The organism is Streptomyces sp. NBC_00104, assembly GCF_045160825.1.
Classification (GTDB): Bacteria; Actinomycetota; Actinomycetes; order Streptomycetales; family Streptomycetaceae; genus Streptomyces.
This window is the reverse complement of sequence record NZ_CP108215.1, coordinates 9,176,149-9,198,885: the sequence shown is the minus strand read 5'-3', so window position 1 is coordinate 9,198,885 and position 22,737 is coordinate 9,176,149. Positions and strand designations below refer to the sequence as shown.

Below are 22,737 nucleotides of genomic sequence, written 5' to 3'. Positions count from 1 at the left end.
ACGCCAGCTGACTGCGTGAACGAGTTCGGCGCGGGCTCCTTCGGGCGCCAGCCCGTTGGAGTCACGAGCAACAAATTCCATTCCCGTGGGCCAAAAGCCTGACTGGCTCAGCCTCCGAAATCCGGGCGATGAAGGGTGACCGCGTCTCGATGCGGCATCCGCTCACCTGTGCGGGGACGCCGCGGGTCGAACCATGTACTGGCGCAGGTACAGGTCGCGGTAGGTGACGGGGCCGCGGGGGCCGGGGACGCGGTCGATGTTGATGCCGGTTTCCGGCAGGCGCAGAAGCTTGAAGCCGTCGAGGAGGCGTGTGGTGGAGTTCCAGAAGACGCCTGAGCCACCGTAGGCGTCCATGAACCGGGCTGCGGTGTCCGGGTCGTGGGTGGCGATGGCGGCCGCCAGTCCGGAGGTCTCCTCGTTGGCGATCCGTGCGGCTTGGACCGGGCCGTCCGCCTCGTCGATCGTCACCGTTGCCGCATGCTCGGAGTCCAGTGACCACTCGTAGCCGCGCGGGTGGGCGTGCGGCGGCAGCGATGCGGCGATGCCCAGGTCTTCGAGGGTCTTGAGAATGCCCGGCAGCAGCTTGTCATGGACGGCCCGGTCGATGAGGAGCAGATTGAGCCGGTTGCAGACGCCCAGCCGGTCCAGGCTGCTGGTGACCAGCTCGTGCACCAGCTTCTCGTCGGCGTCTGGGGCCACGTAGAGCACTGCGCCGCCGTCCGCGTGGGCCAGCGTGCGCACACCGTGGCGGGCGGCCTCTCGGCCGAGCTCCCGGGTGCTGTCGCCGCTGCCGCGCAGGATGACCAAGGGGATGGTGTCAGGCAGCGACACCAACGCGTATGCCGCTGCTCGGTCCTCGCTCGGCACCAGCTGGATGGCGTCCGGGTTCAGTCCCGCGTCGGTGAGAGCGGGCGTGATCACGTGAGTGACCAGGGCCTGGGAGGAGCGCAGGGCCGCTGAACCGGTGCGCAGTACGCCGCCGTTGCGGGACTTGAGGAACTGGGAGGCGACGTCGAGCGTCACATTCGGTCGCGCCTCGAAGTTCGCGCCGATAACCCCCACCGGGCGGCGGCGCTCCAGCAGGACCAGCCCGTCGGGACGCTCCTCGAGAACCCTGTCCCGCGCCTCGTGCGGCACGTCCGCCAGTGTGCGCAACGCCGCGGCCATGTCCTCGAGCCGCGGGCCGGTCAACCGCAGGCGATCCTGCAGTGCCGCCGACATCCCGCTCGATGCGGCCGCTCGCAGGTCGGCCTGATTCGCCGCTGTCAGCAGGTCGCGCGACGTGTGCAGTCGCTCCGCCATGGCCCGCAGGGCGGCGTCGATCTCCTCGTCCGACGCCCTGGCCAAGGCCGCCGAGCCCTGCGTCGCCCGGACCGCGCAGGCGTGCACCGCCTCCTGGACGGAGCGGGGCACGCTCATCTCGTTCCTGCTCACATCGGTCCCTTCGTGGTCCAGGCGCACTACGCGTCGGGTGACAGGAGGATCGTTCAACAATCCCGAGGCGGTGTCACTGTAAACCGCCCGGTTTCCGCTGGACAAGGGAAAGAGTCGCCGCTCTCTCCCGTGCCGGGTGCTCAAAAGGTGACCACCGGCTTGAGCGTGACCCCGCCCTCGCTGTCCTCGAAGGCCTGGTTGATGTCCTCGAAGTCGTAGTGCTTGATGAGTCTGTCGAACGGGAACCTGCCGGCCTCGTAGAGAGCAATCAGCTGCGGAATCAGCACCTGAGGCACGGCGTCATCCTCAAGGACGAAGGTCACGCTGGCACCGGTGAGCATCGAGCTGCCGATGTCGACGGGCGACTCGGTACCGGGCTTTGCCAAGCCCACGATCGCGGCGTGGCCGAGCAGGCCCATCGAGTCGATCATCTGGCGGTAGACGACCTTGTTGCCCGTCGCGTCCAGTGCGTAGTCCGCGCCGCCTCCGGTGATTTCCTTGATGCGGGCGACCGGGTCCTCGTTCCTGCTGTTGATCGTGTGCGTGGCCGACGCTCTTGGTGAACTCGAGGCGGCTGTCGACGATGTCGACGGCGATCACGGTCGTGGCGCCTGCGGCCACTGCCGCGAGCAGGCCGGAGAGGCCGACCGCGCCCGTACCGAAGAGCACGAAGCTCGAGCCGGGCGTCGGCTTGAGCACGTTGAGCACGGCGCCCGCGCCGGTCAGGACGCCACAGCCGAGCGGGCCGAGGATGTCGAGCGGGGCGGTCTCGGACACCTTCACCACGCTCCGCGCGGCGACGTTCGTCACGCCGGCGAAGGAGGACTGTCCGAAGAAGTGGGAGGAGACGGCGGAGCCGTCCTCGGCACGGAAGGCCGTACTGCGGTCCGGGCGAGCGCCACCGAAGTTGCGCATGGCGAAGTCGGTGCAGTAGGCGGGGTGGCCGGCGTTGCAGCCGGCGCAGGCACCGCAGCTGGCGAAGCTGAGCACGACGCGGTCGCCGGGCGTGATGCCGGTGACCGCGGAGCCGACCTTCTCCACGATGCCCGCGCCCTCGTGGCCGAGTACCGCCGGAAGCGGCGTGGGGTACCACTGGTCGCGCACGATCGCGTCGGTGTGACAGACACCGGTGGCGACCAGGCGAACCTGCACCTCGTCAGGGCGGGGCTCGTCGATCTCGACGTTCTGGATGACGAGCGGCTGTTCCTTGGCGGTCGCGATGGCAGCCTTCACCTTCATGGCGGTCTCTTTCTGTGCATGATTCCCCTACAGATCGGCTCGGTGACGGGCACGGCGAGCCATGGGCAGGGGGGTTGGGTGGGCACCGTGTTCGCACGGGCCGGTGCCGTCGCGAAGCTCAGGCGTGTCAGTGGCTGGGCCCACTCGAGCGCATCTGCCACTTGGTCAGCGCACCGAAGGCCAGAACGTTGGCTCGGCGGGTGGTGAAGCGCGAGGTCAGGGTGGTCACCCAGTTGAAGGTGCCGGAGACGACGCTGGGGGGCGGGTTGCGCCGGTCCAGCGTGCGCAGTGCGGTGGCGACCACCTGGTGCGGGGTCTGCATCCGGACGCCGCGGGCCATGTCGTCGGAGCCGAGCGTGTCGAAGAACTCGGTGCGGGTCGGGCCCGGAGAGAGGGCGAGCACGCGCAGGCCGGTCCCTCGCGATTCCTGCCACAGCGCTTCGGTGAAGCTCAGCACGAAGGCCTTGGTCGCCCCGTAGACGGCGGCGTTCGGCCACGGCTGGTACCCGAGGGAGCTGGCGACGTTGACCAGGAATCCGGTCAGCTGGTCGATGAACGCCTTGGTGACGTCGACCAGGCTGGCCACGTTCAGGCCGATCTCCTGCTGGACGCGTTCCGCGTCCTCCTGGCGGAAGGGGGCGTGGGTGCCGAACCCGGCGTTGTTGACGAGGCTGGTGACGGTGATCCCGCGCCGGCCCACCTCCTTGGCCAGTGCTTCGCCGGCGGCTGGCACGGTGAGGTCGAAGGGCACCGCCGTGACGGTGACCTGGTACTTCGCGGACAGCTCGTCGGCCAGGGCCTCCAGCCGGTCCGCGCGGCGGGCGACCAGCACGAGGTCCGAGCCGCGCTCGGCGAGCAGGCGGGCGAACTCCGCGCCGAGTCCGGCGCTCGCCCCGGTGATCAAGGTGGTCTGGGTGCGGTAGTCGATCTTGTTCATGGCGGTCGGGGAGGCGGCGCCCTCGCGGGTGCCTCTTCCCCTGCTCCTTTCATCCTTGCGACGGTCGGCGACCGTCATCCGGTGCCAGGACGGGCCCGGAGGCCCGCCTCGGCGATGGTCGTGACGTTCAGGCTGGTCGTTCCTGGTTGCGGGGGGGGTGATCACGCGCCGCACCCTCTTGCTCGTGGCCGATCCGGCTCACGTGATGCGTCGCAGGATGCGGTCCTTGCCGCGGGTGTAGGGCGGGGTGGCCACGCCCAGCGTGTCCGGCTTGAGCGGCTTGTCGAGGACGGACTTGAGGTGACTGAAGGTGTCCAGCGAGTACGAGCCGTGGTAGCGGCCCATGCCGCTCTCACCGACGCCACCGAAGGGCAGGTCGAGCGCGCCGAGCTGGAGGAGCGAGAGGCCGAAGGCCAGGCCACCGGAGGACGTCTCCGCGGTCAGGCGCCGCTTGGAGCGCTTGGACGCGGTGAAGGCGTACAGGGCCAGCGGCTTGTCCCTTCCGGTGATGAAGGCGATGGCAGCGTCCAGGTCGGGGACGCGCACGACGGGCAGGATGGGGCCGAAGATCTCGTCGCGCATCACCGGGGAGTCGGGGTCGACGTCGGCCAGCACGGTCGGGGCGATGTAGCGGGCGTCGCGGTCGTGGTCGCCACCGACGACGGTCCGGCCGTCGTTCAGCAGGCCGGTCAGCCGGTCGAAGTGGCGCTCGTTGACGATACGGCCGTAGTCGTTGCTGCGAGCCGGATCGGTGCCGTACATCTCGCGGACCGCCTGCGTCAGGTGGGCCTCTATCTCGGCGCCCGCCTCACCTATCGCCAGCACGTAGTCGGGTGCGACGCAGGTCTGGCCCGCGTTCATGAACTTGCCCAGGGCGATGCGGCGGGCGGCCGTCGCGAGGTCGGTGCCGGGTTCGACGACGGCGGGGCTCTTGCCGCCCAGCTCCAGGGTGACCGGGGTGAGATGACGGGCCGCGGCGGTCATCACGATGCGCCCGACCGCGCCGTTGCCGGTGTAGAAGATGTGGTCGAAGCGCTGTTCCAGCAGGGCGGTCGTCTCCGGCACGCCGCCCTCGACGACAGCCACGGCCTGCGGGTCCAGGACCCGGGGCAGCCAGTGGGCGAGCACGGCCGAGGTCGAGGGGGCCACCTCGCTGGGCTTGAGGACGACGGCGTTGCCGGCGGCCAGGGCACCGATGACCGGCGCGAGCGCCAGATTGAGCGGGTAGTTCCAGGGCGCGATGACCAGCACGACACCCAGCGGCTCACGCACGGTCCAGGCCCGGGACGGCATGAGCGACAGGGGCACGGAGGCTCTCTTCGGACGCAGCCACCGGTCGAGATGACTCAGGGTGTGGTCGATCTCCCTGACCAGGAAGCCGATCTCCGTCATGCGCGACTCGGTCGCGCTCTTGCCGAGGTCGGTCTGCAGCGCCTGGACGAACACGTCCTCATGCTCCGTCAGCAGACGCCTCAACGCCTGCAGCTGCTGCCTCCGCCAGGCGACGGGCTTGGTGCGGCCGGTGTTGAACGTGGCCCGCAGTCGCGCGACGGTCCCCGCCGCAGAGGCCGCCTTAACGGCGATGTCCGGCTGACCGCCGGTGGGTGCGTTGGTGTTCATACCGAGGAGCATATACGAAACGAAAGCATTTCGTTTCGTAAGCTTGTACACTTGTCGTGTGACCTACCGCACCCTTACTCAACGTTCCGTATGGCAGCCCGCCCAACCAGTGCGCTCCGCCGCCCATACGCCCCGCCGGATTTCTTCGGGAGCCGTCCGATGACCGAGGCTCAGGCACGCCGGGGACGCCCCCGCGATGCCTCCCGCGACCGTGCGCTGCTGGAGGCGACCATGGCCGTCCTGACCGAGAGCGGCTACCGCACGCTCACCACTGCCGCCGTCGCGTCCCGCGCCGGAGTGTCCACCGCCACTCTCTACCGCCGCTGGCCGTCCAAGGAGGTCATGGTCGTCGACGCTGCCGCCGCCTACGCCCAGGAACTCACGACACACACCGACACCGGCACACTCGAAGGCGACCTCCGCGCCCTGCTCCGGGACAAGGCGGCTTCCCTGACCGGGAAGGAAGGAGGGGTGTTGCAGACATTGATCGGGGAGGCCCGGCACAACACCCCGCTGGCCGAGGCCCTCACGAACACGTTCGTGCTGCCCATGCGCCGACGCATGGAGGAGATCACGAAGCGTGCGGCGGAGCGGGGCGAGATCCCGCCGGTGGAGCATGCCGACCTGCTCGGCGACCTGGTCCTCGGTCCCATGGTCAGCAGGTTCTTCCTCACCCCTCTGCCGCCGGACCAGGTGGACGCGGCGACCGCGGCGGAGACCGCCGACCGCCTCCTGCCCTTTCTCCTGCGCGCCGTCGGGCACAAAGGGCACGCCTGAGCGAAGGCGGCCCCCGAACGCGCCCGAGAAGGGCACGTTCACCGGGCCGCCTTTCGCGCAGCGACGCCGCCGGCGGCGGACCGTCCCCCGGAAGACGGCCCGGGGCCACCGAGATTGGTGTCCGACTGCGCCGCGCACCTCGGAGCGTCGGGCGTCGGGCGGAGCAAAGGACCTTGTCGCTGCCCACGACTGACGGCTGCGCTCAAAGCTCCCCCTTCATATGGCCTCGCAGAGCAGCACGGGCACGAGGAAGAGGACGAAGACAGTGCCCTCCGACCGGCCGGGGGCGGCAGTCAGCTGTTCAGAAAGCCCAGGATGTGGTCGGCGACGGCCTTGGGCTGCTCGAGGTGCAGGAAGTGCCCTGCGCTGGGCACCACGACGCGTTCGAAGCCGCTCGTGAACACGGCCTCCATGCCGTCGCTCAACTCCACGGACATGCAGTTGTCGTCGGCCCCGTGGAGGTAGAGGGACGGGACGGTGATGGCACCGCTCGCCCGGGCTTCCGCAGCCTGGGTCCCCTCGTCGGCGGGAGGCGTGAACAACTGGCGGTAATAGCCCAGGGTCTCGGCCAGGACTCCTGGCGCACGGAGGGTCCCCTTGAGCGCGACCCGCTCCGCGTCCGGCAGCTCGTAGCCGGGCGACCATTCCCACCAGAGCCGGTCGATGAAGGCGAAGTCGTCGAACTCGACGGCCGCCTCCGCCATGGCCGTCTGGAAGAAGAACATGTACCAGCTGCGTCGCTGCTGGTCGCCGTCGGTGACCCATGCGGTGCGCAGTTGAGGGCCGTAGGGAACCGACATGCCGACAAGCTTGCGGACACGCGTCGCGTCGAGGCCGGCTGCCGCGTACGCCGCCCGGGCGCCGAGGTCGTGACCGATGAGGTCCGCCTGCTCACGCCCGAGCGCTTCGATCAGGGTGAGGACGTCCTGGCCGGTCGCGGACGCGCGATAGGAGCCGTCGGGTGCCGCGCCACCGGGCCAGTATCCACGCTGTGCGGGTGCTACCGCCCAATACCCTTCCTGTGCAAGGCGGTCGAGAAGTCCTGCCCAGCTGGCGGCGTGGTCGGGAAACCCGTGAAGGCACAGAACGAGTGGCCCGCTGCCGGCCTCGAGGATCGGAACCTCCAGCCTGCCGGCCTGAACCGTCCGATGACGGACACGATCGGCCGCGTGGGACGTGCCGGTCGAGGAGCCCTCGACAAACGGCGGTCGCTGGGTCACCTGTGTCATGCGTTCGACCTCCAAGCCGCCCTGGCGGCGGCGCGGTCCCGCAGGCCCGGACCGAGTAGTGGGTTGCGTGTTCTGCTCCAGCCGAAAGAGCGGCTGCCCCGAGCTCGAGGATCTGCACTGGATGCAATGAGCGTAAGCCTTTTGATTATGTTGCTCAAGTAGCTCTTGAGATGAGCAAATAGATCACAGTCATGTCAGCGGGTATCCGGCCGTCGGAAGACTCCCGCCGGACTGGACAGGAACGGGACCTTGTCGCGACGGTGGCATCCACATCTCGTGGGGCACCGGCGACGAGGTCGGCGCCTTCACGATGTTCCGCAGCGCCGAACTGCTCCTCGACGCCGTCCCCACCGACGTCCTCGATGCCGCCGTACGCACCGACCGGCCGCACGGACGTGACGTCTCGGCCTGACCGACGCACGCGTAGCACCGCCAGCCATCACCTGGACCGCCCGTCGCGGGCCTGCACGTCCGGACCGGGCAGTCGGGAACAGGTCACCGCCTTCGTCATGGCCGAGGCGGAGACCATCGAGTCGACCGCGTGGCCCCGGACGGGGCCACGCAGACCCAAGCCGAGCCCTCAGCCCGGAAGATCGCTGTAGGCCACGCCGGGCGCACGCCGTGCACAACGCGTTGCTGCGCCCGGGCCGCCGGCGGCATCGCAACCGCCGACCAGCACCTGTTCGACCTAGCCGTGCCGCGAGCCGCGCGGTTGCGGTGAGCCAGGCCGGGTGGCCGCCGGAGGTGCTACGGCCCGGACAGCGGAGAAACGGCGTCCATGGCGAGGTCGAGGAGCTCCGCCACGGAGCGCTTGCCATCGCAGGCGACCCACTCCAGACGGGCATACGCGAAGCAGGTCACGCCGGCGGCGGCGAGTGCTCCCGCGCAGCCGACGCTCTCGCCGGGCGGCACGCCGCATCGACTCGGCCGGCGTCCGGCTCGACGAGGGCAGTGTTCAATCGCCACCGGGGACGGTGTACATCGACTGCTCGGCGGACGGTCTCACGCAGAAACCGCCGAAACCCGTCTTCGAGGACAGCGCGATCACACTCCAGGCTTTGGTGCCGTGCCTGCTCGCACCCAGTGCCGCCATCGCCGGGCAGCTCGAGTGCCTCGACCTCGACGAGGACTCCCGCAACAGCCTGGCCCCGCCGGTGCTCAATATCAGCTCCTCGCGCGACCTGCTGTCCTTCTTCGGCACACGCATGGAGCGGCTGCACCGGTGGTCCGGCTCACCCGCCCTGTTCGAATGGCTGCTCGGCTCGCGCCTGGGGTCGGTGCTCAGCGATCTCCAGCAGATGACCGACCAGGACAACCGCGCCGCGGTCTCCCTTCTCGCCTCCCACCTGGAGGACCTGCTGGAAAGGGACGGTGTCTCGCCCTGATCCCGCGCGCTGACGGACAGGGGTGCCTGGCGTCGGGCGCCCCTGTCGCGCGTACGAAGCCTGCGAGGCTGCCGCCGGCCGCCCGCAGACGAGCCTTCGGTGGGTTCTGCCGCGCCCGGGCGCGGCAGCCGCGTTTCTCTTCGACGGACGCCCCACCGCGGATGGCCTGCGGCCCGCCACCGCGAGCGGTCCACCACCCTGATCCTCGCGCGGGTCACGGTGATGCATGAGGACTGAGGATTTCTTGACGCTCTGGCGGGATCGCCTCAGCCGAACCGCGAGAGGGACAACGGGCGGATCACAAACCCTGGCCTCCTACCCGGCGGTCCGCACGCGCTGACGCGCCCGGTGGGCTCGCAGGTTTTCCGGGTTGCCGCAGGTCTTGGTGGAGTGCCACACGCCGCTGTTGTTGCGGGAGCGGTCGAAGAAGGCCGTCGTGCAACGGGCGTTGCGGCAGATCTTGAGCCGGCGCCAGGTGTCCGCCTGCTGGGCCTGGAACATCTCGAGGAGCACCAGGGCGGCCACATATCGCCAGCCTTGTCCGCGCGGCTCCAGGACGACCCGCCCGCTGCGGTCCATCCGCAAGGCCGCCGCCGCGACGTGAACGGCGGGCGCCACGTCAGTGTCGTCGCCGCGTGGGCCGTCGCCGTCCGGTGCGGCGAGAAGCCGCCTCAACTCGGCACGCAGGCCGCGGAGTTCTTCGAGATCGTTCTCGGTGAGCCGCACCTGCGCGGCGGCCTGCGCCGTCTCCTGGGCCCAGCACTCCAGCGCCTGGTCGGCCCATGCCTGCGCGTCGGCGAGGTCGTCCAGAAGATCTGCTGCCCGGGGGCGGCCGGCGGAGATGGTGTTGAGCAGGTCGTGCACCAGCGCCAGCCCGAGGGGAGCGGGCTCGACTTCGTACCGCGTGGATGCGGACCACGCCATGGCCCTGCCCCCTTCACTCGTCGTCATGGCCGACATGACCGTGGCCATGTGGCCACTGCCTCAGAGTACGACACCCCCTGCCACCTTGAAATGAAATGAGCTACCGGCGTACAGTCCTTTTAGCTGGATCGGCAACGCAGCCACACGAAGGGTGTCGCTCATGAGCTCGTCAGCCTCCACAGCGCCCAGGAACCTCATGGCGCTCCGGAGCGGGAGAACCGTGGCGGCACCGCTGTCGCGCCGCCGATGACCCCCGCGTCACCGTGGAACGTGTCGGCCCCGTCGTGCCATCACGCCCCCATACCGCCCGCACTGCCGTCGTCGACAGAGCAGCCACGCGCTTGGAGCGGCTCGGCGCGATCGCCGCACACCTCGACGCGTTCTTGACCTGGTATCGCTGACGGGCCCGCGCCGGCGCGCCGCGGACAGGTCCTGAAACCCGGCCGGCTGACACTCATCGGCGGCGGAGGCCAGTTCGCCCCGCACAGCACGCACTTCCCCACCGTCGCGCAATCCGCCCCAACCGGTTTCGCGACCGCCTCACTTGATGGGCCGCGAGCCCGCCCGTACTGTCCAGAGCCAAGGAAATGTCATGCCTGTTCTCACCCACTCCATCGATGGCGATGTCGCCACGATCGTCCTCGACAATCCTCCGCAGAACCGCTTCGCGCCCGAGTTCACCCAGGAGCTCAGCGAGATCGTCGACGCCCTCACGCGCAGCCAGGCCCGCGCCGTCGTACTGCGGGCCGAGGGACCCGACTTCAGCTACGGTGGCGACTTCCGGCCCTGGGTCGACACCGACCGCACAAGCCTGCGGGCCGACTTCGACCACGCTCTGTCCGTGATCAACCGGTTCGAGCAGCTCCCGATACCGGTCGTGGCCGCGGTGCAGGGGCTGTGCTACGGCGGCGGCTTCGAGCTCGCGCTGCGGGCCGACATCATCCTCGCCGCCGAGAGCGCCCGCTTCGGCCATCCCGAGCAGTCGCTCGGCATCGTCACCCTCCTCGGCGGGATCCACCGCGTGGCCGAACGGGCCGGCCGGGCCCGCGCCTTCGAATGGGCACTGACCTCCGAGCAGGTACCCGCCACGGTCATGGCCGAGGCCGGGGTCATCAACCGTGTCGTCCCCGACGACGAACTGCGCACCGAAGCCGAGGCCTTCGCCCAAAAGATCGCCGAAGGCCCCACCCGGGCGCACGTCGTGCACAAGGCCCTGTTGCGCGCCTGGGCCACAGGCGGCATCCCTGCCGCCGACCGGCAGCTGTTCGACCTGGCCGTCCCTCTCTTCGAGACCGAGGACGTCAAGGACGGCCTGGTCTCCGCCGCCAAGGCCCTCAAGGAGGGCCGCCCCCGGCCCGTCCTGCCCTTCAAGGGCCGCTGATCCCCCGCTCCCCCACTCGCCGCCAGCCAGAGGACACCACATGATCATCGATTCCGCCGACCTGGACGCGAAGTCCGCCTACAAGCTGCTCATCGGCAGCGTCATCCCCCGCCCCATCGCCTGGGTGAGCACCCTGTCCACCGAGGGCGTGGGCAACCTGGCTCCTATCTCCTTCTTCACGGTCGTCGGGCGCAAGCCGCCGCGGATCTCGCTGTCGTTCCAGCCGCGTTCGGACGGTGCCACGCTCAAGGACAGCTTCGTCAACATCCGGGACACCGGCGAGTTCGTCACCAACATGGCCACCCTGCCGCAGATCGACGGGCTGAACCGCAGCGCCTTCGAGTTCGAGCCCGACGTCGACGAGTTCGACGCGGTCGGGCTGGAGAAGGTGCCGTCCGAGGCCGTTCGCCCGCCCCGTATCAAGGGCGCGCCGATCGCGTTCGAGTGCACCGTCGAGCACATCTTCTCGGCGCCCGACGGACTCAACAACGCCGTCTGGGGCAATGTGGTGCGCTTCTACATCCGAGATGACCTCTATGTGGGTGGCCGGATCGACTTCGGTGCCATCGCTCCGGTGGGACGACTCGCCGCCGAATACACCCTCGTGAACAACGCGTTCGAGACGCCGCTCGACCCTGAGGTGATCAAGGAGCACTCCGAACGCCGGATGGAGCGCCTGGACCAGAAGGACACGTACTACTCGCCGATCGACACGCCCCACTGGTCGCCGTCCGGGTCCACCACCACCCTCGACTGACAGTGAGGGTGGGACGCGGTGACCCTGCCTGCGGGGACCGGCTCGCCGATTGACCGACGTCTCGTGGCGACCCCACCGGACCTCACCCGGCCTCCATGAGGAAGCACGTGTCGCGGATGAACTCCTGCCGAATCAGGAGGAGCAGAACGACGCTTCCACCCACGATGTCGCCGTGATCATCGCGGGTTCGGCTACGGCGGTCCGTCCCCGCCCTTCGGCTCACCGAGCAGGGCGACCGCACAGTCGGGCTGGAGGCGGGCCCCCGTTTCTCTCCCCCCGACTCGCCACCCAAGGACTCCTGGGACGTCGAGAACCAAGCTGGTCGCCAGGGGCAGCGTGACCGAACTCCCGCATGATCGCATCGGCCAAAGCGCCCTTCGCGCCCAGGAAGCTGTGTACAGGCGGAGAGCGGGGCCGGCAAGACACTGGACAGCAGGTCCGAGCGCAGACACGATCGCGTTCATGACACCCGAGGACGCCATTGTCGCCACTGCCGACCGGATCGCGGAGCTGCTCCAGGCAGGGGCCGACCCGCACACGCCGCTGCCGGGCGCAGAGTGGACGGTAGGGGAGGCGGCGGCTCATCTCGCGCTGGCGGGGAAGCTGATGGCGGACATCGGGGCGGGAGAGGACCGCCCGTACGGCGATGGGACGCCGAGCGGCCTCGCGGCGGCCAACCGTGCGGCTCTGGCCGTCTTCCCGCAGCGGGATCCGGCGGTCCTCGGCGCGGAGATCGCGGATACCGCCCGAGCCTTCGTTGCGACCGCGGCCGGCCGTAGCCCGCGGGAGGCGGTGCTGACGCCGATGGGGCCGATGGACATGGCGACCCTGGGCTCGTACCTGCTCACGCACTTGCTCGGGCACGGATACGACATCGCGGTCGCGCTGCGCGGGCCCCACATGGTCAACCGGGAAGTAGTCGCGTTCACGCTGCCGTTCATGCGGTTGGCCATGCCGCGTGCTGTGAACGCCGACGCGGCCGGCCACCACGCGTGCTATCTGTTGCGGATCGCCCGCGACCGCTTCGCCGTCACCTTCGCGGACGGCGTGCCCACGGTCACCGACACCCCGCCCCGGCGGCCCGACTGCACGATCGCCATCGCCCCCATCGCCTTCCTCCTCCTCGCCCTGGGCCGCTGGACCGCCCCCACCGCCATGGCCCGCGCCAAGGTCGTCGTCTGGGGCCGCAAACCGTGGCTGGGCCTGCGCTTCCCGATGCTCTTCACAGCGCCATAGGCGAGCGAGCAGACTGGCGCCGACGGCCTCTTTGACCGTCGCCTCCCACCATGAGGACGGGAGCCCGCCAGCCCTTCGAGCAATGGCGAACGCTTAACCGCGGCTGATTTCGACGCACCCCGAAACGCTTCTCATGCAGATGCAGGGATACGCCATCGTGGCGGCCGGCGGGGCGCAGGGCGACGACCTGCTCGGCGAGGTCGTCCGGGCGGGCTGGATGAGGATCTGGGAAGCGTGCATCTGGCGCTGGGTGCCGATACCGACCGGACGGCACGTTTCTTTGCCTGCGGCATGCTCGGTAGCACGCTCACCGCCATCGGCCTCCCCCGGGCGCGGAGCCAGGAGGCCAAGGATGCTTCCGGAAGGACGCGGCGTCAGCGCGCGCCTGCCGCATCCAGCAGGGTGACCACCGTGGGGGCGATGAGTCCCGTCATGGTGTCGGCTAAGTATGCCGCCAGCGGATCACAGACATCCCCACTCTCTCGGTCCCACATGCGTTGGTTGATCTGCAAGTGCGCGCTCGCCATTGCCGACGGCGGTGCGGCCCGGCTGGCAGGCGAGCCTGTCTCCGGCGCCGAATGGTTCGATGCTCTGCGCTACCTGACGGCAGCTGCGCGACTAGTCGTCCACGATGACGAACTCGCGGAACTTCCCGGGTTCGCCGCGGACGCATTCGCCGCCGTCCGCACACAGCGCGCACTGAGCCCTCGCGCGGTACCTGGTGGGTCCGGCGTGATGCCGGGCACCGCGTCCGAAGCTGCCGCCGCCCTTGCACTCACGGAACCCATCCTGAACGCCTCCGACTGGGGTGCTGGGGCACGCCATCTTGCTCCTTGGGCGCGCAGGTTGGCCGCAGAACGGCAAACCAGGCACAGTGGCCGCAACCCGCTGCGCGGCATCCAGCACCCGGCGGGACTGCATCGCATGATGACTGCGATCGTTCCCCACCAGAACCGAATCGCCGGCGCCGTTCCCACTGGATCATTCGTCGCCCTGGAGTTCCGGCATATTCCGAATCTGATAGACGCTGATGACTACCGCAACGTCATGGCCGTTCACCTTCCTGGAACCACACCTGTCGTCGGCAGGCACTTCTGCTCCCTCGCACTCGCTCGCCTGGCCGGGGCAGAGACTTGGGCCCAAGCCGAAGACTCGCTAGACGCTCCACAGCGCCGCAAAGGGAATTGGGGAAAAACTACCCAGCGAATCCCTGACTCTCAGGCTTTTTGGAACGGAATTTGCACTTTGGCCGATCTATTGCGGAAACGAGGAGCCATTGACTACGCCGCTCGCCGGAGAGTGCTATCCGAACTTCTCGAGGTCCCTTATGACAGCCTGTTCTCGATCTTCCGTCCAGTACAGATGGGCGTTACTCGCCAGCGGCAACGCCACGCCGCAGCGTGGATCTGGGAAGCCCTCACAGGCAGCCCAGCCCGTGACTCCCCTGTCTACGCCGGAGGCTGGGAAGGACTGAGCGTGGCCTCGGTGACCGAAGCCCGGCGGAAGTTCCACGATCGCGTTCCGGAATCTGCCGCCAGGACATTGACACTGTGGGGGCTGGAATGGCTGGACGAGAAGGGCACTGGACCCCAGCCTGACCCGAGAGCCGCTGGTGCGGTGGGCGGCCCGGTGCGATCGTGGGCTGCGCACTGAACTGTTCCGCGCGAGGGTCGCTACTTCCTTCCATGCAGAGAAGAGTTCAGTGCCCAGGTCAGGGCCACGGGGACTGAACTTTTCTTCTTTCGTCCGACAGCGGAAAGAAGTCGTGAGCGGCGGGGAGCCCCCGCCCGGTGGCCCTGGACACCGGGCGCCGTCTCCGTGGTCACCCGTTCAGCGGATCGGCACGGCCTGTTCCGGCCGGTCGGTCCGCTCGACGGGTGGCAGCACCATCTCCTCGTAGCGGCCCAGCGCCAGTACGACGCCGAGCATCAGCAGCGGAATGATCACAGCGACTACCGCCATGAGCCCGGTCCTTCCCCAGGGAATGTGCGGTGGGGGGTGTCTCGCCGGGTCTCCCCCGCGCGGACGGGCAAACCCGGGCGCCAAACGGAATCGGGTCAGCCGCGTCCGTGTCGGCCCAGGGTCTTCGGGTACGCGGGGGGCCACCAACCGATCTGGAGGGGAGTCATGCAGCGAGGCAGCAACCGGATGAGCGCCCACCGCGACGACGAGATGAAGCACGAACTGCAGGGGTTGCTCCGTTCTGGGCACCCCACCCGGACGGAGGAATGGCACGACCCGGAGCCGTACGCCGAGGACGACCCGGAGGTCACGTACGGGCCGGTGACGCCGAGCCGTGCGCCCGCCCGGGTGGAGGCGCTGCGGCTGGAGCTGGGCCGGGTCCTGGGCCGTACGTCCTTCCCGGCGGGCCCCGCCGAGCTGATCCGTGTGCTGCGCGACCGGCACGCCCCGGACGGGCTCGTGGAGCCCCTGGAGCGGCTGCCGCGCAAGGAGCGCTACGACTCGGTCCACCGGCTCGCGGAGGCGGTGGTCCACGCCCAGGACGAGACCGGGGGCGGTGCGTCGCGGCCCCCGGCGGGCGGCACGGAATCCGCACACGACGGGGACACATAGGCCCCCTGCTCGCGGGTACTGCGGGCAGCGTCACGCCGATGTGGGCGTGCCCCCGCGGTCGGGGCGGAGCGACGAAAGGCCCGGAAGAGCCATGGCCGAGTTCGTGAGGGAAGTCATGACGCCAGGTGTGGTGGCGGTCCGCCCGGACGCCTCGCTCGTCGAGGCGGCGCAGCTGATGCGGGCCCAGGACATCGGGGACGTGCTCGTCGCGACGGACGGGCGGGTCGTCGGGGTCCTGACCGATCGCGACATCACGCTGCGCGCCGTCGCCGACGGCGCGGACCCGCTGACGGTGAGCGCCCAGGCCGTCTGCACCCCGAACCCGGTCGTGGTCGGCCCGGACGACGAGGTGTCCGCCGCCGTCGCGCTGATGCGCGACCACGCGATACGCCGGCTCCCCGTCATGGAGCGCGGGCACCCGGTGGGCATGGTCAGCCTCGGCGACCTGGCCGTCTCGCAGGAACCGGGGTCGGCGCTCGCCCACATCAGCCGGGCCGCGCCGGACACCTGGCCGGGCGGGGCCCCGACCTGAGGGGCGGTCGGAGCCCGCGAGTCCCTACCCGCCCGGCGTGCCGGTGATCTGCCCGGGCGAGCGGGTCGACCGGGCGGTGGTGGAGTACCTCACGTCCGGTGTGGAGCACGGCATGTACGTACCGGACTCTTCGGACCCGGAGCTGCGCACTGCGGGTGGTGGCCCGATGAGCGAGGGACCGAGCCAAGGAAAGGAGACTGAGCAGCGATGCGTATCGCATTCCTGACCGCACCCGAGGGTGTCGAGCAGATCGAGCTGACCGACCCCTGGCAGGCGGCGGAGAACGCCGGCCACGAGCCGGTGCTGGTGTCGACGAAGCCGGGTCGGATCCAGGCCTTCGACCACCTCGACAAGGCGGACACGTTCCCCGTGGACGCCGTGGTGGGCGAGGAGCCGGCCGAGTCGTTCGGCGCGCTGGTCCTGCCCGGCGGGGTGGCCAACCCGGACTTCCTGCGTATGGACGGACAGGCCGTGTCGTTCGTCCGGGAGTTCTTCGAGCGGGGCCGTCCGGTCGCCGCGATCTGTCACGCGCCGTGGACGCTGGTCGAGGCGGACGTGGTCCGCGGCCGGGTCCTGACCTCCTGGCCGAGCCTGCGCACGGACATCCGCAACGCGGGCGGCACCTGGGTCGACGAGCAGGTCAAGATCTGCGGCCACGGCCCGAGCAAGCTGATCACCAGCCGCAAACCGGACGACCTCAAGGCGTTCTGCGAGGCGTTCCTCGATGTGTTCTCCCAGGAGGCCGCCGGATGAGCTCCCCCATGGACCGCAAGCAGCGGCAGCGTGAGGCCGCCCACCCGGACGACCCGGCGTCGGGCCCCCTGACCACCGACCAGGGCGTGGCCGTCGACCACACCGACGACTCCCTGACCGTCGGTGAGCGCGGGCCGACGCTGATGGAGGACTTCCACTTCCGGGAGAAGCTCACCCACTTCGACCACGAGCGGATCCCGGAGCGGGTCGTCCACGCGCGGGGCGCGGGCGCGTACGGCTACTTCGAACCGTACGAGTCCTGCGCGGAGTTCACCCGCGCCGCGTTCCTCCAGGACCCGTCGGTCCGCACCCCGGTCTTCGTACGGTTCTCGACCGTGCAGGGGCCGCGCGGCTCGGCGGACACCGTGCGGGACGTACGCGGTTTCGCGACCAAGTTCTATACGTCGGAGGGCAATTACGACCTGGTCGGGAACAATTTCCCGGTCTTCTTCATCCAGGACGGCATCAAGTTCCCCGACTTCGTGCACGCGGTGAAGCCGGAGCCGCACAACGACATCCCTACGGGCGCGTCGGCGCACGACACCCTGTGGGACTTCGTGTCGCTCCAGCCGGAGACCCTGCACGCGATCATGTGGCTGATGTCGGACCGGGCGATCCCGCGCAGCTACCGCATGATGCAGGGCTTCGGCGTGCACACCTTCCGTTTCGTCACCGCCGACGGGCGGGGCACGTTCGTGAAGTTCCACTGGAAGCCGAAGCTGGGCACGCACTCGCTGGTGTGGGACGAGGCGCAGGAGTGCCAGGGCCGGGACCCGGACTTCAACCGCCGGGACCTGTGGGACGCGATCGAGGCCGGCGAGTACCCGGAGTGGGAGCTGGGTGTCCAACTCGTGCCGGAGGAAGACGAGTTCGCCTTCGACTTCGACCTGCTCGACCCCACGAAAATCATTCCTGAGGAGCAGGTGCCGGTACGGCCGATCGGCCGCATGGTGCTGGACCGCAACCCCGAGAACTTCTTCGCGGAGACGGAACAGGTCGCCTTCCACACCGCCAACGTCGTCCCCGGCATCGACTTCACCAACGACCCGCTGCTCCAGGCCCGCAACTTCTCCTACCTGGACACCCAGTTGATCCGCCTCGGCGGCCCCAACTTCAGTCAGCTGCCGGTGAACCGCCCGGTGGCCCCGGTGCGCACCAACCACCGCGACGGCTACCACCAGTCCGCGATCCACGGCGGCACGAACTACTCCCCGAACACCCTCGGCGCCGGCTGCCCGGCCCACGCGGGCGTCGACGGCAACGCCTACACCCACTACGCCGAACGTGTCGACGGCGCCAAGATCCGCCGCCGCAGCGAGAGTTTCAAGGACCACCACAGCCAGCCGGCGATGTTCTGGAACAGCATGGCCCCCTGGGAGAAGCAGCACATCGTGGCAGCCTTCCGTTTCGAACTCGGCAAGGTCGGCGCGCTCACCGTCCGCGCCCGCACGGTCGGACAACTGGCCAAGGTGGATCCGGAGTTGGCGACCGAGGTGGCGAAGGGCATCGGCGTTCCGGTGCCCTCGGACGCCGAGGCGGTGCCGTACAAGCTCACCTCCCCCGCCCTCAGCCTGGAGTCGCAGCGCGGCCCCGGTTCCATCCGCACCCGCCGGATCGCCGTCCTGGTGGCCGACGGCGTGGACGCCGAGCAGGTGACCGGCGTGCGGGAGGTGCTGGCGGCCGAGGGCGCGATCGTCGAGGCCCTGGCGGCCCAGGACGGCACCGTACGCGGCGCGGACGGCGCGGAGTACACCGTGGACCGCGCCCTGCCGACGGTCGCGTCGGTCCTGTACGACGCGGTGTTCCTCCCCGGCGGCCCGGTCGCCACGCCGTCCTCGTCGACCGACCCCGACGCCATGCGCTTCGTCCGCGACGCCTACCGTCACGGCAAGCCGATCGCCGCCCTCGGTTCCGGCGTCGGCATCGTCGCCGCACTCCAGCCCGAGGGCGTCCGCCTCTCCTCCGAGTTCCACCGGGTGGTGGCGGACCGGGGCATCGTGACGGACACGGCCCCGGGCGCGGCGGCCGACGACTTCACCAGGGAGTTCGTGGCAGCGATCGCGGCCCACCGCCACTGGGACCGCCCACCGGCCCGCTGCTGACGACGGGGGCGCCCCTTGGGCCAAGGGGCGCCCTTCGGTCTTTCAGCCGCGCGGGGAACTGCGCGATCACCCCCACGCACCCGCGGCCCGCAACGCACACCAGGGCCCGAGCCCTGCACGGCCCTGAGGGTCTGCACGGCCCTAAGGCCTGCGTCCGAGCAGGCACAACAACCTGGTCTGCGCGTCAGCGCCCGGCCGCGGCTCCACCGGCGGCCCGAACAACCCGCTCTTCTCCAGCTCCCCGGCGTACGGGGTGATCTCCTCCACCGCGAACCGCACCAACTCCCCCGGCAGCCGCTCGTCCGCCCCGATCGCCCGCGACAGATCCCACGCGTGCACGACGAGATCGGCGACCATCTGCGCGCAGTACGCGGTCACCGGAGTGTCCCCGGACGACAGATGAACCGTACGTTCGAGCGCACCGGGCCCCGCGAACGCCTCCCGCGCCGAGTGCGCCGCCGTGTCCCAGGACGCCGCGGGGTCCGGCCCCAGCAGGTCCCCCTCGAACGTGTCGCCGACCTCCTCGATCATGCAGCCGTCCCGCACCAGCGACGGCACCCACAACTGCTCGGACACGAGGTGGTTGACGAGGTCCCGGACCGTCCATTCGGCGCAGGGCGTACCCGCCCCCCACTGGTCGTCGCGGACGGCGTGGACCCGCGCCCCGAAGAGGTCCTGAGCCTGCGTGTGCCGGTCGAGCAGCGCACACGTCCTCGCATCCGTGATCATGTCGTCGCCGGTCCTCGATCCCGCGCGCCGTGGCGTGTGCGGCCCGGGACGACCGGCCGGCGTGGGTGGCGGCGCAGGTACTCGCCCTCCAGTTGCGCCATCCGTTCGTTGTGGGTGCGCAGTGCCTCGGTCGATCCGTGCAGCAGCGTGTCGTGCCGCGTGCGGTGGATCGACTCCAGCTCCTTCATCAACTGCTGGTCGTCCAGCTGGTCCGGGTGCACTCCGGTCATGGTGGTACCCCGATCTTCGTGTTCCTCCATGAGGTCCGGGTACCCGCCCGGCAAGCATTACCCCGAGTGGCATCCGGGAGGGAGCCATGGATCTCGCGTTTCTCCATCCACTGTACGAACATCCCGGGCCCTGGGCCTCTGTGTACGTCGGTTCGTCCGCCCCTTCGGAGTCCATGGCCCACGAGCGGTCGCTGACGGCGGCCGCCGTCTCCCGTGAGCTGTCCGAGCAGGGCGCGGACGAGGCGACCAGCCGGGCCGTGCGCGGGGCGGTGGAGGAGCTGCGCCACGACGCCGAGCCGTACGGCAGGGCGTTCTTCGCCCGGGACGGCCAGATCGTCCTGGACCCGGTGCTCGTCTCGCCGCCACCGGCGAACCAGGCGTTCTGGGCCCCGCTGCCCCGTACGGCACCGCTGCTGGACCTGGCCGGGGAGGCCCCGGTGTGTCTGGTGGCGTACATCGACCGGCGGGGTGCGCGGTTCGAGCTGCGCGGCGCGCTGGGCGGCGAGGACGCCGGGGCGGTGACCGGGCGGCAGTGGCCCGTGCACCGCACGAGTACCGCCGACTGGTCCGAGCGGCATTTCCAGCTGCGGGTGGAGAACACCTGGGAGCACAACGCGGCGGAGGTCGCCGACGCGCTCGCCGTGTGCCAGGAGGAGACCCGCGCCGACCTGCTGGTCCTCGTGGGTGAGGACCGCGAACGGCACGCGGTGCGGGACCGGCTGCCGAAGCGGCTGGTCGACCGGGTGGCGGAGGCCTCGCACGGGGCGCCCAGCAGGCTGCTGGACGAGGATGTCGAGCGCATCCGCGCCGAGCACGCACGCCGGCGGGCCGCCGACGAGGTCGAGCGGTTCGTGGCGGCGCGCAGCCCCGACGCCGAGGGGCGCCCGGGGGCCGTGGAGGACGTGGCCGAGCTGGTGGAGGCGGCGCGGGAGCACCGCATCGACGAGCTCCTCGTCCGCCCCGAGGGGCCCGACACCCACCGCGCGCTGTGGGTCGGCGAGGACCCTGACCAGCTGGCCGTACGCCGTACGGAGCTGCGCACGCTCGGCCTCGCCGAGGAGGACGCCCGGTCGGCCCGCGCGGACGACGCCCTGCTGCGGTCCGCCGTGGCGACCGGCGCCCCGGCGCTCTCCGTGACGGCCCCGCCCGAGGCCGCGGACGGCGGGATACCGGTCGGCGGCCTGGGCGCCCTGCTGCGCTGGAAGTGACCCGCGCGGGAGCCGGTGCGGTCAGCGGGCGCGCTCCACGCGCCGCTCGTCCCACACCGGCTCCGGTGTCTCCCGCGCCCGGCCGTCGGAGCCGAAGACGAGATACCGGTCGAACGACCGAGCGAACCAGCGGTCGTGGGTGACCGCGAGGACGGTCCCGTCGAAGGCTTCGAGGCCCTCCTGCAGGGCCTCCGCCGACTCCAGGTCGAGGTTGTCCGTGGGCTCGTCGAGCAGGAGGGCGGTGACGCCCTGGAGCTCCAGGAGCAGGATCTGGAAGCGGGCCTGCTGGCCGCCGGAGAGACGGTCGAAGGCCTGCTCGGCCTGCTGGGTCAGCTCGTAGCGGCGCAGCCGGGACATGGCGGCGCCCCGGTCCTGGGCGTGCTCCTTCCACAGGATGTCGAGCAGTGTCCGCCCCTCCAGCTCGGGGTGGGCGTGCGTCTGCGCGAAGTGCCCCGGCACGACCCTGGCGCCGAGCTTCCACTCCCCCGTGTGGGTCACGCCGTCGCCGGCGAGCAGCCGCAGGAAGTGGGACTTGCCCGAGCCGTTCGAGCCGAGGACGGCGACGCGTTCGCCGTAGAAGACCTCCAGGTCGAAGGGTTTCATCAGGCCGGTGAGCTCAAGTCCCTTGCAGGTGACGGCCCTGACGCCGGTGCGGCCGCCCTTGAGCCGCATCGTGATGTCCTGCTCGCGCGGCGGCTCGGGCGGCGGCCCGGCCTCCTCGAACTTGCGCAGCCGGGTCTGGGCGGCGGCGTACCGCGAGGCCATCTCATGGCTGACGGCGGCTGCCTGACGGAGCGTCAGTACGAGTTTCTTCAGCTGGGCGTGCTTCTCGTCCCAGCGGCGCCGCAGCTCCTCGAAGCGCTCGAACCGCTGCCGCCGGGCCTCGTGATAGGTGTCGAACCCGCCGCCGTGCACCCACGCGTCCGCGCCGGCCGGCCCCGGCTCCACGCTCACGATCTTCTCGGCGGCGCGGGAGAGCAGCTCCCGGTCGTGCGAGACGAAGAGCACGGTCTTGCGGGTCTCCTTCAGCCGCTCCTCCAGCCAGCGCTTGCCGGGTACGTCGAGGTAGTTGTCGGGCTCGTCGAGCAGGAGCACCTGGTCGGTGCCGCGCAGCAGCGCCTCCAGGACGAGCCGTTTCTGCTCGCCGCCGGACAGCGTCCGCACCTGCCGCCACTGCGCCTTCTCGTACGGCACGCCCAGGGCGGCCATGGTGCACATGTCCCACAGGGTCTCGGCCTCGTAGCCGCGCACCTCGGCCCAGTCGGAGAGGGCCTGCGCGTACTTCAGCTGGGCCGCCTCGTCGTCCACGGTCATCATCCCGTGCTCGGCGGCGTCGACCGCCTTCGCGGCCTCCCTGATCCTCGGCTGCGCCACCGACACCAGCAGGTCCCGCACGGTCGTCTCGTCCCGCACGGACCCCACGAACTGCCGCATCACCCCGAGCCCCCCGCTGACGGTGACCGACCCGCCGTGCGGCTTCAGCTCCCCGGAGATCAGCCGCAACAACGTCGTCTTGCCGGCCCCGTTCGGCCCGACGAGCGCGACCACCGCGCCCTCCCCCACCCGAAAGGACACGTCCCCGAGCAGCGCCCTCCCGTCCGGCAGGTAGTACTCCAGATGAGCGGCTTCGAGATGTCCCATGGGGCGCATTGTCCGAGGTGGGGCACGACCGGGCAAATCCATTTCCGCC

At 70.2% G+C, this 22,737-nt stretch carries 23 protein-coding genes and 1 pseudogene; 12 read left to right on the top strand and 12 right to left on the bottom strand.

What is annotated here, in order from left to right; all coding sequences use genetic code 11:
- Window positions 1-162 precede the first annotated feature (162 nt).
- The 5 genes and pseudogenes from OG272_RS40275 to OG272_RS40255 form a co-directional block, all read right to left on the bottom strand.
- Window positions 163-1,434, bottom strand: a complete 1,272-nt coding sequence (locus OG272_RS40275; protein ID WP_327726962.1) for an aldehyde dehydrogenase family protein — start codon at window positions 1,432-1,434, stop codon at window positions 163-165.
- A 140-nt stretch (window positions 1,435-1,574) separates the two neighbouring features.
- Window positions 1,575-1,928: a hypothetical protein gene (locus OG272_RS40270; RefSeq protein WP_327750281.1), complete on the bottom strand. Its 354-nt coding sequence runs from the start codon at window positions 1,926-1,928 to the stop codon at window positions 1,575-1,577.
- Between the two features lie 463 nt (window positions 1,929-2,391).
- Window positions 2,392-2,673 (bottom strand): annotated as a pseudogene (locus OG272_RS40265) (alcohol dehydrogenase catalytic domain-containing protein); the annotation flags it as partial.
- 127 nt (window positions 2,674-2,800) lie between these two features.
- On the bottom strand, window positions 2,801-3,610 hold the full coding sequence (locus OG272_RS40260; protein ID WP_327726963.1) for an SDR family oxidoreductase: 810 nt from the start codon (window positions 3,608-3,610) through the stop codon (window positions 2,801-2,803).
- Window positions 3,611-3,808: 198 nt separating this feature from the next.
- Window positions 3,809-5,230, bottom strand: coding sequence for an aldehyde dehydrogenase family protein (locus OG272_RS40255; protein WP_327726964.1), 1,422 nt, complete (start codon window positions 5,228-5,230; stop codon window positions 3,809-3,811).
- A 159-nt stretch (window positions 5,231-5,389) separates the two neighbouring features.
- On the opposite strand from OG272_RS40255, the gene OG272_RS40250 reads away from it, so the two are divergent.
- A complete protein-coding gene (locus tag OG272_RS40250) occupies window positions 5,390-6,007 on the top strand; it encodes a TetR/AcrR family transcriptional regulator (RefSeq protein ID WP_327726965.1) in 618 nt (205 codons plus the stop codon).
- 293 nt (window positions 6,008-6,300) lie between these two features.
- Here the strand turns inward: OG272_RS40250 and OG272_RS40245 are convergent, their stop codons facing one another.
- Together OG272_RS40245 and OG272_RS40240 are read right to left on the bottom strand one after the other, a co-directional pair.
- Entirely contained in the window at window positions 6,301-7,236 is a 936-nt protein-coding gene (locus OG272_RS40245) for an alpha/beta fold hydrolase (protein ID WP_405895682.1), read from the bottom strand.
- Window positions 7,237-7,983: 747 nt separating this feature from the next.
- Window positions 7,984-8,148 (bottom strand): hypothetical protein, encoded by a 165-nt coding sequence (locus OG272_RS40240; protein WP_327726967.1) that lies wholly within the window; start codon window positions 8,146-8,148, stop codon window positions 7,984-7,986.
- Between the two features lie 62 nt (window positions 8,149-8,210).
- On the opposite strand from OG272_RS40240, the gene OG272_RS40235 reads away from it, so the two are divergent.
- Entirely contained in the window at window positions 8,211-8,621 is a 411-nt protein-coding gene (locus OG272_RS40235) for a hypothetical protein (protein WP_328224351.1), read from the top strand.
- Window positions 8,622-8,936: 315 nt separating this feature from the next.
- On the opposite strand, the gene OG272_RS40230 is transcribed toward OG272_RS40235, so the two are convergent.
- The gene (locus OG272_RS40230; protein WP_328224350.1) at window positions 8,937-9,545 is read right to left on the bottom strand and encodes a CGNR zinc finger domain-containing protein; all 609 of its coding nucleotides are present in this window, start codon (window positions 9,543-9,545) and stop codon (window positions 8,937-8,939) included.
- A gap of 592 nt (window positions 9,546-10,137) precedes the next feature.
- Here OG272_RS40230 and OG272_RS40225 point away from each other — a divergent pair.
- The 4 genes from OG272_RS40225 to OG272_RS40210 all read left to right on the top strand — a co-directional run bounded on the left by OG272_RS40225 (window position 10,138) and on the right by OG272_RS40210 (window position 14,572).
- On the top strand, window positions 10,138-10,926 hold the full coding sequence (locus OG272_RS40225; protein WP_327726970.1) for an enoyl-CoA hydratase/isomerase family protein: 789 nt from the start codon (window positions 10,138-10,140) through the stop codon (window positions 10,924-10,926).
- Window positions 10,927-10,966: 40 nt separating this feature from the next.
- Window positions 10,967-11,683 (top strand): flavin reductase family protein, encoded by a 717-nt coding sequence (locus tag OG272_RS40220; protein ID WP_327726971.1) that lies wholly within the window; start codon window positions 10,967-10,969, stop codon window positions 11,681-11,683.
- A 462-nt stretch (window positions 11,684-12,145) separates the two neighbouring features.
- The gene (locus tag OG272_RS40215; protein ID WP_328224349.1) at window positions 12,146-12,919 is read left to right on the top strand and encodes a maleylpyruvate isomerase family mycothiol-dependent enzyme; all 774 of its coding nucleotides are present in this window, start codon (window positions 12,146-12,148) and stop codon (window positions 12,917-12,919) included.
- Between the two features lie 234 nt (window positions 12,920-13,153).
- Complete coding sequence (locus OG272_RS40210; RefSeq protein WP_405895681.1) at window positions 13,154-14,572, top strand: hypothetical protein; 1,419 nt, start codon at window positions 13,154-13,156, stop codon at window positions 14,570-14,572.
- Window positions 14,573-14,749: 177 nt separating this feature from the next.
- Here OG272_RS40210 and OG272_RS40205 read toward each other — a convergent pair whose 3' ends face one another.
- Window positions 14,750-14,881 (bottom strand): hypothetical protein, encoded by a 132-nt coding sequence (locus OG272_RS40205; protein WP_326574808.1) that lies wholly within the window; start codon window positions 14,879-14,881, stop codon window positions 14,750-14,752.
- Window positions 14,882-15,046: 165 nt separating this feature from the next.
- On the opposite strand from OG272_RS40205, the gene OG272_RS40200 reads away from it, so the two are divergent.
- The 5 genes from OG272_RS40200 to OG272_RS40180 all read left to right on the top strand — a co-directional run bounded on the left by OG272_RS40200 (window position 15,047) and on the right by OG272_RS40180 (window position 18,880).
- The gene (locus OG272_RS40200; RefSeq protein WP_326574809.1) at window positions 15,047-15,493 is read left to right on the top strand and encodes a DUF2795 domain-containing protein; all 447 of its coding nucleotides are present in this window, start codon (window positions 15,047-15,049) and stop codon (window positions 15,491-15,493) included.
- Between the two features lie 91 nt (window positions 15,494-15,584).
- Window positions 15,585-16,025, top strand: coding sequence for a CBS domain-containing protein (locus OG272_RS40195; protein ID WP_405895680.1), 441 nt, complete (start codon window positions 15,585-15,587; stop codon window positions 16,023-16,025).
- Window positions 16,026-16,062: 37 nt separating this feature from the next.
- Window positions 16,063-16,251, top strand: a complete 189-nt coding sequence (locus OG272_RS40190; RefSeq protein WP_405895679.1) for a hypothetical protein — start codon at window positions 16,063-16,065, stop codon at window positions 16,249-16,251.
- Window positions 16,233-16,778: a type 1 glutamine amidotransferase domain-containing protein gene (locus OG272_RS40185; protein ID WP_327726975.1), complete on the top strand. Its 546-nt coding sequence runs from the start codon at window positions 16,233-16,235 to the stop codon at window positions 16,776-16,778. Before OG272_RS40190 ends, OG272_RS40185 begins: the two co-directional genes overlap by 19 nt.
- A complete protein-coding gene (locus tag OG272_RS40180; protein ID WP_327726976.1) occupies window positions 16,775-18,880 on the top strand; it encodes a catalase in 2,106 nt (701 codons plus the stop codon). The genes OG272_RS40185 and OG272_RS40180 overlap by 4 nt, the downstream gene beginning before the upstream one ends.
- Window positions 18,881-19,021: 141 nt before the next feature.
- Here OG272_RS40180 and OG272_RS40175 read toward each other — a convergent pair whose 3' ends face one another.
- On the bottom strand, window positions 19,022-19,609 hold the full coding sequence (locus tag OG272_RS40175; protein ID WP_327726977.1) for a TIGR03086 family metal-binding protein: 588 nt from the start codon (window positions 19,607-19,609) through the stop codon (window positions 19,022-19,024).
- On the bottom strand, window positions 19,606-19,869 hold the full coding sequence (locus OG272_RS40170) for a DUF6158 family protein (protein WP_326574819.1): 264 nt from the start codon (window positions 19,867-19,869) through the stop codon (window positions 19,606-19,608). The genes OG272_RS40175 and OG272_RS40170 overlap by 4 nt, the downstream gene beginning before the upstream one ends.
- A gap of 56 nt (window positions 19,870-19,925) precedes the next feature.
- Here OG272_RS40170 and OG272_RS40165 point away from each other — a divergent pair, with 56 nt between their 5' ends.
- The gene (locus OG272_RS40165; RefSeq protein ID WP_328224347.1) at window positions 19,926-21,047 is read left to right on the top strand and encodes a Vms1/Ankzf1 family peptidyl-tRNA hydrolase; all 1,122 of its coding nucleotides are present in this window, start codon (window positions 19,926-19,928) and stop codon (window positions 21,045-21,047) included.
- Window positions 21,048-21,068: 21 nt separating this feature from the next.
- On the opposite strand, the gene OG272_RS40160 is transcribed toward OG272_RS40165, so the two are convergent.
- Window positions 21,069-22,688 carry an ATP-binding cassette domain-containing protein gene (locus OG272_RS40160; protein WP_328224346.1) on the bottom strand — a complete coding sequence of 540 codons (1,620 nt, stop codon included), beginning with the start codon at window positions 22,686-22,688 and terminating at the stop codon, window positions 21,069-21,071.
- Window positions 22,689-22,737: the final 49 nt, after the last annotated feature.

What these genes read in the sequence shown, in the direction of transcription:
- OG272_RS40260 (WP_327726963.1), bottom strand. Translation starts at nt 3,610, where the DNA reads ATGAACAAGATCGACTACCGCACCCAGACCACCTTGATCACCGGGGCG.
- OG272_RS40255 (WP_327726964.1), bottom strand. Translation starts at nt 5,230, where the DNA reads ATGAACACCAACGCACCCACCGGCGGTCAGCCGGACATCGCCGTTAAG.
- OG272_RS40250 (WP_327726965.1), top strand. Translation starts at nt 5,390, where the DNA reads ATGACCGAGGCTCAGGCACGCCGGGGACGCCCCCGCGATGCCTCCCGC.
- OG272_RS40245 (WP_405895682.1), bottom strand. Translation starts at nt 7,236, where the DNA reads ATGACACAGGTGACCCAGCGACCGCCGTTTGTCGAGGGCTCCTCGACC.
- OG272_RS40230 (WP_328224350.1), bottom strand. Translation starts at nt 9,545, where the DNA reads ATGGCGTGGTCCGCATCCACGCGGTACGAAGTCGAGCCCGCTCCCCTC.
- OG272_RS40225 (WP_327726970.1), top strand. Translation starts at nt 10,138, where the DNA reads ATGCCTGTTCTCACCCACTCCATCGATGGCGATGTCGCCACGATCGTC.
- OG272_RS40220 (WP_327726971.1), top strand. Translation starts at nt 10,967, where the DNA reads ATGATCATCGATTCCGCCGACCTGGACGCGAAGTCCGCCTACAAGCTG.
- OG272_RS40215 (WP_328224349.1), top strand. Translation starts at nt 12,146, where the DNA reads ATGACACCCGAGGACGCCATTGTCGCCACTGCCGACCGGATCGCGGAG.
- OG272_RS40205 (WP_326574808.1), bottom strand. Translation starts at nt 14,881, where the DNA reads ATGGCGGTAGTCGCTGTGATCATTCCGCTGCTGATGCTCGGCGTCGTA.
- OG272_RS40200 (WP_326574809.1), top strand. Translation starts at nt 15,047, where the DNA reads ATGCAGCGAGGCAGCAACCGGATGAGCGCCCACCGCGACGACGAGATG.
- OG272_RS40195 (WP_405895680.1), top strand. Translation starts at nt 15,585, where the DNA reads ATGGCCGAGTTCGTGAGGGAAGTCATGACGCCAGGTGTGGTGGCGGTC.
- OG272_RS40185 (WP_327726975.1), top strand. Translation starts at nt 16,233, where the DNA reads ATGCGTATCGCATTCCTGACCGCACCCGAGGGTGTCGAGCAGATCGAG.
- OG272_RS40180 (WP_327726976.1), top strand. Translation starts at nt 16,775, where the DNA reads ATGAGCTCCCCCATGGACCGCAAGCAGCGGCAGCGTGAGGCCGCCCAC.
- OG272_RS40175 (WP_327726977.1), bottom strand. Translation starts at nt 19,609, where the DNA reads ATGATCACGGATGCGAGGACGTGTGCGCTGCTCGACCGGCACACGCAG.
- OG272_RS40170 (WP_326574819.1), bottom strand. Translation starts at nt 19,869, where the DNA reads ATGGAGGAACACGAAGATCGGGGTACCACCATGACCGGAGTGCACCCG.
- OG272_RS40165 (WP_328224347.1), top strand. Translation starts at nt 19,926, where the DNA reads ATGGATCTCGCGTTTCTCCATCCACTGTACGAACATCCCGGGCCCTGG.
- OG272_RS40160 (WP_328224346.1), bottom strand. Translation starts at nt 22,688, where the DNA reads ATGGGACATCTCGAAGCCGCTCATCTGGAGTACTACCTGCCGGACGGG.